Source organism: Coprococcus sp. RTP21428st1_C9_RTP21428_210409, assembly GCF_040227395.1.
In the GTDB taxonomy this organism is placed as follows: Bacteria; Bacillota; Clostridia; order Lachnospirales; family Lachnospiraceae; genus Coprococcus; species Coprococcus aceti.
Genome location: NZ_JBEHVV010000098.1, coordinates 1 through 8,218, shown reverse-complemented (window position 1 = coordinate 8,218; position 8,218 = coordinate 1). Strand labels below are relative to the sequence as shown.

Here is an 8,218-nt window from a genome sequence, read left to right as displayed (position 1 = left end):
CAACTACACACTTCACAAGGCTCTGTACAGCGGCCACAATGACCACAACTATTTTGAAATCGCGCACACTGTAAGACGTCTCCAGAACATGGGAACATTAAAGCTCTACAACTTCGTAGACAACCATGATGTGGAGCGTATCTATACAAAGCTTACCAATAAGGCTCATTTTGCACCTGTACATGTATTGCTCTACACTCTTCCGGGTGTGCCTAGCATATACTACGGTTCAGAATTTGGTATTGAGGGACGCAAGGAATATGGCTCGGACGACAGCTTAAGACCAGCTCTCAATATAGAAGATTACAAGGATTCAGTAAAAACTAATCCTTGTACAGCACTCATCGCCGCACTCGGCAAGGTACGTCAGGCCGTTCCTGCACTGTCATATGGCAGCTACGATGAGCTGATGCTCACCAACAGACAGTTCGCATACGCGAGGGATCTTGACGGAACACGTGTCATCGTGTCAGTGAACAACGACGATGCCCCAGCCGGAATGCACCTTGCAGCAGGGAACTGCACAGCATACATCGGCGCCCTGTCAGGCGAAAAGGTATCTGTACAGGATGGTCATATCAACATAACCCAGCCTGCAAACAGTGGAGAGATCTGGGTGCCTGAGGGAACAGACCTGGATGTAAAGCCGGTTAAGGTTGTGACGAAGACTGAGAGCGAAGCTAAGACCAACACAGAAGATAAAGCAGCATCTGAAACAGCTACCGATGCAAAAGGCAATCAGGAATCTGAACCAAAGATAGAATCCAAAGAATCCAAAGACATTGTGACTGCTACAGAATCTGCAGATGCTAAGAAAAACACAACCAATACTGAGAAGAATATTTCTGCCGCCAACGAGGTAAAAGATTCAGCCAAGGACGCTTCTGCCCAAGCTGCTGCCGACACCCCGGTTGATCCAGAAACCATCACAGTTGACTGGAGCAAGTCTCCGGAATCCATGACAGTTCCTGAACTTCAGGCTGCTATCCTGGCAAAGCTTGCCGGAAACGGACCTGTTGATGCGCAGATGAAGAAGACTGTCACAGACAACATCTGGCATGACTCTCTTGTGAACTGGCTGAAGAGTTTTAGATAAAATTACGTAGAAACAGCCAGGTGCATATTCTCCAAATTGGAGAACATACACCTGGCTATTTTTTCACCTAAAAATCAACAAATTGCAGCCTGCGGCCATCAAACCTGATATAACCATCAAAAAAACTGCTGACCATATCGCCTGACTGCTGAATATACCACTGTTTTCCAGATAAAATTCGTACGGATTTTCTGGGTTGATATAAAGATATACCACATCGCCTTTACTTATATTCAGTCCATATACATATGTCTGCTCATACACTTTATACTGCTTATCCCTGTATGTAAATTCAAATACTCCCGCCTCCGGATATCTTCTGCCGGCTCTCATATCCTGTCTCATATCTGCACGTACATCATGGCATACAGCTTTCACAGTAAATGAACATCTTCGCTCAAGCGCTTTTCTCTTACATATCACAGAGAGCAGTGTTATTGCACTGACCACAAAGAATGCACAGGCAAATATCTCTGCATAAAATGCTCCAACATTGCAATTTTCTCTCCCCAATATCCGTTCCGGGAGCAATACTATCTTATCCGCAAAAGAGCCATCTTTCACAGCACACGCCGCCCATATCAGCGCCGATGCAGCACCGGCAAACACAGATATGAACACTATACCGATGATGCTCCCCCGCTTTCGCTTCTTAATCATCGGAATAAGAGTCTTTAGAATTATGACAAGAACTATCCCGGCAAAAAACTGCCCCACAACAAGCATAACAGCATCCGTTCCGATCTCACTTGCAACAAATCCGGCTATAATACTGGCAACAAACCATATGCCAAATATTACGCCTCCAATTTTCTCAGGCATAGAAACATTTTTTTCTTCTAAATTGTTATTTCCCATATACCCCACCTCTCAGCAAATATCCCGCAGCGATCCTACTGCTCCCTGAACTTTATCTCGCCCGTAGCAGCGTCCATGCTGTCCACTATCGCAAGCGACTCAAGATGATATCCTAGATTCCTGATGACCTGACCACCTGTCTGGAAGCCTTTCTCAACTGCTATTCCGATTCCTTCAACGCTGGCACCTGCCGACTTCACTATGGAGATGAGCCCCTGAAGCGCACATCCATTTGCAAGGAAATCATCTATGATAAGAATCTTGTCCTCAGGATTGATGAACTTCTTGGACACGATGACCTGATTCTTGCACTTGTGTGTAAATGACTCTACCTCTGCCACATATACATCGCCCTCTATGTTGATGCTCTTTGACTTCTTCGCAAATACAACAGGCACATCAAAATGTCTGGCAACAACACAGGCAATGCCTATTCCGGATGCCTCTATAGTAAGGATCTTGTTGATCTCTGTTCCCTCAAATCTCTTCTTGAACTCCTCACCGATCTGATCAAACAGACGTATATCCATCTGGTGGTTCAGGAAACTATCCACCTTGAGAACATTGCCCTCCTTTACTATTCCATCCTTAGTTATTCTCTCTTCCAAAAAATTCACGTCGTAATTCCTCCTTGAATACCTGTCAAATACGAATCCGTCCGTACTCGCTCATTCTCTAAGTTCCAAACGCCATCTTCACCAACACTTTTATGCCATACGGAAATTATACTCATCTCAATCTGACGTTACTGATTCGTATGTAATCATAATTATAGACATAATACAACAACAATCTAAGTTTTTCCACCCTAATTATATACATTCATATACAACTTTTACATGCGCTGTATTCAAGTAAATCACCACCGAACACAAATCTCACAATCACTAGATAAGTCCCCTGTTAGATGCCTCCCTGACCGCCCCGGCCTTATCAGTCACCCCGAGTTTCCTGTACACCTGGTTCAGATGATACTTTACATTCGCCTCCGACATGTTGAGTCTGTCCGCTATCTTCTGTCTGGACAAGCCCTCTGCCTGCAATTTAAGTATGGCTGTAGCCGTCTCACTGAGTTGAACATCATCCACTCCCGCTTTCATATATCCGGGGTAGTATCTCGTCATACTCTCAGTCTCCTTCTGCAGTTGTCTGAAATATGCCCTTCTTGCGGCTATCTCCTTATCGTCAACACCATCTTTCTCGACTTTCCATCCACAGGTATTTATAAGAGAATTCACCGCCGCACCTTCCCTAGATATAACCCTTGTAAAGCTATATTCCATCGCAGTATCAATAGCATGGCACATCGCCTTTTTCCAGTCATCATTTTTTAATCGCTGCAAAGCTACAGCCATCAGCACACTACATTCTATCCCTATATACGTACGGGACATCATCTCAGCATAATATCTCAGCTTTGTCAGCAGCGAATATGCCTGTTCATTCCGTCCGCTTTGAAGGTATACTCTCACTTTGGTTAGATAGATAAACCTGTCATATATCCTGAATTCAACATTTTCATCCGGAGCATTTTCCATCCAACCTGTAACACAGGCTCTATCTCCTCTGTACAGGCTGCATCTGGTCTCAAATGCATATATATTGGGAAGGAGATTTTGTCCTTCCTCTTTTTCAGCCTTTCCCTCTATTCCATTCAAAACCTCAAGAGCCTCCTGTGGCTTTCCGTTCTGCAAATGCAGCCACGCCAATATACCATCAGCAACAAAGCACTGCTCGATTTTTCCTCCTGCTTCCGCCTGCATTCTGCCCTTTGCCGCAAGCGTTGCCACCTCGTAATTATCTCCGCTCTTTTCAAGAAAACTCTCCGCCAAAGCAAGATTTACAAGAACTTTTCCGTATTTTCCAAGTACAAACTCAACAATCCTGCCAACCTTCGACGCCAGCTCTCTGTCTCTCTTGCTCCACTCACAGAAATCTTTTCCGCCATTCATCATTGATGGCAGATTGGATGTAACCGACCATTCCTGTATTCTTACTTCTTTATTAAAAACCATGGTGTATGCTGACTTCAAAAGCTTTAATACATCAACACTCCCCCTGTGCGGCAGACCAATATCCAGATACAGCAAAAGTCCCTTTGCATTTTTCCTGGCACTTCCCTGGTTTTCATCTGCATATAATTTTAGTCTGTCGTACCATCTTTCACTCTCATCAGGATTTAGAAGGAGTGACTGCAGCATGCTCATACCACACATAAGCTCAGGACTTTTCTCGATGACATGATCCGGAAGTTCCAGGTAATATTTTTTCAGATCATAGTAATAACCACTGTTCGCCGCATGTCTGGCATTATCGACAAGTATTGAAACTATTCGCTCTGTAACTCCTGCATTTTCATACATCTCCAAAGCTTTCCTTATATCTCCGTTAAGTCTGTAAAACAGTCCGGCATTCTCATACAGGCCTCTTATACGCTCTTTCTCGTACTTCCGCTTAAGACGTCTGCGCATAGAGACCCTCATGTGAAACTGCAGTTGATATTGTGTATTGCCATCCTTATCCATCCGGCTGGTCATAAAGTTTCCAAGCCACTTTGCCCTCTCGATCAAAAGCTCACTGTCACTTCTTCCGGTTATCATCTCAGCCTGTTTTGTTGTAAACTCATCCACCACGGATATTTCCATGAGAAATTCCTGCATTTCCACATCCCAGTTATCATACACATGATACTCAAGGTAATTACACATCTCATCCTCAACGCGTCTCGAAAAATCATTATACATATCATCTGTTATCTCGCTTGTATATGCCATTTCCATGTATTTGATGTGGCACATCTCCACAGCCAGCGGAAGTCCTGTAGTCTCATAGTACATTCTCTGCACTTGTGCCTCATTGATACTAAATCCAGCGTATTCAGCATACTTCTTTATATCCTCCAGACTGAACATAAGCAGCTTGCTGTCCACCACATAAAATCCTTCTTGAAATCTTACAGCAGAAAGCCATGGGGGAACCGGACACCGGCCAACGAGTATAACCCATACGTCTTCTCTTCTAATGAGTTCTATGATCTGCTCCCTCACTGTGTCCACATCCCCCCATGAGAGCTCGTGCAGATTATCTATGACAATTATTTTTCTTGCGTTGCTGCTTTCTACCACAAGGTCATCCGGTCTGATACCGCCGGCATCCACCACCATGTACTTACGTGTTCCAAGATATCTGCTGACAAGAGTCGTCTTTCCCGAACCACTGACCCCGAATATATATGCAGTTACATTCCCTTCATCCGCTGTCTTCAGAAGCCTCCAGGCTTTTTTCGGTTTTATAAAACAGCCTTTATTACCCGAAGCCGTATTCCCCATATGTACAAATCTCCTTTTCTCACTTTTTAATCCCGGTATAGATAATCAACACCCTGTATATATCAGCAAAGGTGCCTGCATCCAGCCCCAACGGGCCGGATATCAAGCACCTCATGCAGCTACTATTTTTATTTTACTATAATCTGCACAGCCTGTGTAGTGCCATTTACAGCAATTACATAGACCGTACACTTTCCTGCGGCCTTTGCCTTTATTCTTCCTTTGGCATCAACTGTAGCAACATTTTTATTTGTACATGCATACAAATACCTTGCACCATGTGTGCCATCAAGCACCTTCTTGCTGGCATCTGCCTTGGTATATCCAGGTTTAAGCTTAATCGTCTGCTTAACTCCCAACACGTAGCTCTTCTGTGGAAGCAGAACCTTCTTGATGTTGGTATATTTGCTGCTATTGGTAACTATATGAAGCATGACACTATTGTCTATATACTTCTTCTTACCATTTACCAGCTTATATGCCTTTACTCTCAGCTTGATCGTATCAAACTTAGCAAGTGATTTGCCATTAATTCTGGATATTGTAACTCGGGTTGCCGATGCGCCCTTTACCGATTTAACAAGACTTTTCGAGCCAAAGTTTACATAGCACTTCTGTGCATATATATCATATCCGTCAGCCTTGTTAACCTTACCCCACACAACTGTCACTTTGTTTCCGGATACTACTGCATGGATATTCTTATTGATACCAGCTGTATTTTGTGCCGGTATTTTTGCTACAAACCTGGCATTGATTTTCATATTCTTATTTGCAGCAACCTTTACCGAAGTTTTTGTACTCTTGAAGCTTCCTGTCCAGCTTCCAAGTTTACAGTTGTTTGCCGCCTTTGCCGTGCAGATAAGAACCGTTCCCTCGATCACTGATGCACCATTCTTAACTGTTTTGCCTTCTGCAGTCTTGATTGTGATCGATCCGTTTTCAGTCTTTCCAATAGCTACCTTCACATACCTGAACTTGAATGCCGCTCTTATATTCATGTTCTTTGTCACCGTAAGTTTCACTGTAGTACCAGTCTTGCCTTTGGCATCTCCGCCCCAGGCTGACAGATCACAATGCTTTGCAGGAATTGCCTTGCAGATGATATCTGTGCCTTCCTGAACCAGCTGTCCGTTAGATATCTTCTTACCGTCAGCTGTTGTGACAGTTACCGTACCATTCTTCACTGTGGCAATACTTACCTTCGCATATCTTGCCTTGAAGGCTGCTCCCACTGTGATACTTCCGTCAAGGGCTTTTTCAAATGTGCTCTCAGCCTGATCTGCCGCATCCTCTGTCCATGCGTCAAAGTCATAGTACATATCCGGTGTTGCTGTGTATGTAAGAACAGTTTTCTCGTCAATCATTTCACCATTCTCCACCTCTGTGCCATCTGGCTTTGTCACCTTTATGTTTCCATGCTCTGTATCTGCTATTGTTACAGAGTAAAGCTTAACTGCATCAACTTTAAACTCCATATTCTTTGTGACGTTTACATCACTTACAAGATATGCTCCTGTCTCAGTTCCATCCTCTGCAAGCACTGGCTGGACTGACATGATATTCTCTGACTCCTCTGAATTTTCAGCGTTCTCTGGTTCATCAATGATTATATCTCTGATTCTCCAGCCCTCAGCAGGTGTAATAACAACACTCGCATCTCCGTTCTCTCTTACCATATTATCAAGAACTACGCCATTGTCATTCTTGAATACCACATTGTCTGGTATCTTTGTAAGGTCTGTTATAGTGTAAGCTGTCTCCGGTGTGCTTTCACCACCTGCAGTCTCTATCAGATTATTATCTCTGTCATAATTTCCCTCTACAGGAATGGCATATCCAACTCTGTCAACAAGCTCTGCACTTACCTCTATGCTGTTTGTAACATCATTTAAAAGTATCTCGTTGGTAAATCCAAAGTCAGTGCCAGACTCTTCCTTGACAACCTTTCCGCCTCTGATGTACTTAACTGTCCATGCCTGGATCATATAATCATCAGAAGGTGTTATGGCAAATCTTACATCCTTGCCAGAACCTATTCTCACTAAGTTATTCTCAGCATTTATTGGCTTAAGTCCGCTTATATCTCCATCCTCGCCGACATAACCTGTACTGATGTCTATATTGTCATATTTCTTAACTTCATCCTCATTCTTGAATATTACATTTACAAGAAGTGATGGTGCGATATATGCATATATCTCTGCATCCTTTGTTATGTCTGTCAGCTTGTATGTGAGTTCATCTGAATCAACATCTGCTCCGTCAACTGTCCAGTGCTCAACTGTGTTGTATTCATCCTTCGGTGCAACTGTTATTGTAAGATCCTTATGTCTCTTGAGCTTAACCTCTCCTGATACGATCTCAAGTTCCTCTCCGTCTGAAGCTGCTGTGATCTTCGCTGAGCCTGTTCCTGTTGTACCTACCTTAACTGTATACTCTGGAATCTCCACAAACTTGACATATACTGCCACATCTGAGTAGATAGTCTTCACCTCATAGGTGGTCTGCTCCAGTCCAGTGCCTTCTATAGCCTGTGTACACTCAGGATCAAGATACCAGCCTTCGATCATCTGGCCCTCTGCAGGAGCTGCTGTAAATACTACATCTCCGCCGGATACCTGACTGTCGCCACTTGTGATCTCAGCCTTCTTGTCTAGTCCATATACCGCTGTCACAGTTCCCAGAGCAGCATCATTTGCCTCAAAGGTTATAACTGACTTGAGTTCCTGCTTAGCAAAGTGAGCAACAACATCTATGTCAGATGCCACCTTGTCAACCACAAATACGTTGCTGCCAAGCTCCTCTGCTGTGTAATCCTTTGTTCCCTCTGCTGTCTTTACTGTGTATCCCGTACACTCCATATACAGATCCGGAATAGCCGTAAACTTAAGCATTCTGTCGCCTCTGATATCCGCAGACTCTCCATATAGTG

The 8,218-nt window shown here is 43.8% G+C and carries 5 protein-coding genes; 1 reads left to right on the top strand and 4 read right to left on the bottom strand.

Translation table 11 applies throughout. From position 1 onward, the window contains the following. Positions 1-1,096, top strand: a 1,096-nt coding sequence (locus tag ABUA34_RS13285) for an alpha-amylase family glycosyl hydrolase (RefSeq protein WP_349823469.1), incomplete at its 5' end; no start/stop codon positions are given. A 63-nt stretch (positions 1,097-1,159) separates the two neighbouring features. Here ABUA34_RS13285 and ABUA34_RS13280 read toward each other — a convergent pair. The 4 genes from ABUA34_RS13280 to ABUA34_RS13265 all read right to left on the bottom strand — a co-directional run. Next, positions 1,160-1,954 (bottom strand): hypothetical protein, encoded by a 795-nt coding sequence (locus tag ABUA34_RS13280; RefSeq protein ID WP_004849874.1) that lies wholly within the window; start codon positions 1,952-1,954, stop codon positions 1,160-1,162. A 35-nt stretch (positions 1,955-1,989) separates the two neighbouring features. Further along, a complete protein-coding gene (locus ABUA34_RS13275) occupies positions 1,990-2,571 on the bottom strand; it encodes a xanthine phosphoribosyltransferase (protein WP_004849872.1) in 582 nt (193 codons plus the stop codon). 270 nt (positions 2,572-2,841) lie between these two features. Next, a complete protein-coding gene (locus tag ABUA34_RS13270; RefSeq protein ID WP_349823468.1) occupies positions 2,842-5,283 on the bottom strand; it encodes a LuxR C-terminal-related transcriptional regulator in 2,442 nt (813 codons plus the stop codon). 128 nt (positions 5,284-5,411) lie between these two features. Continuing rightward, positions 5,412-8,218 (bottom strand): InlB B-repeat-containing protein (locus ABUA34_RS13265; protein WP_349823467.1); only part of this gene is annotated, 2,807 nt, incomplete at its 5' end.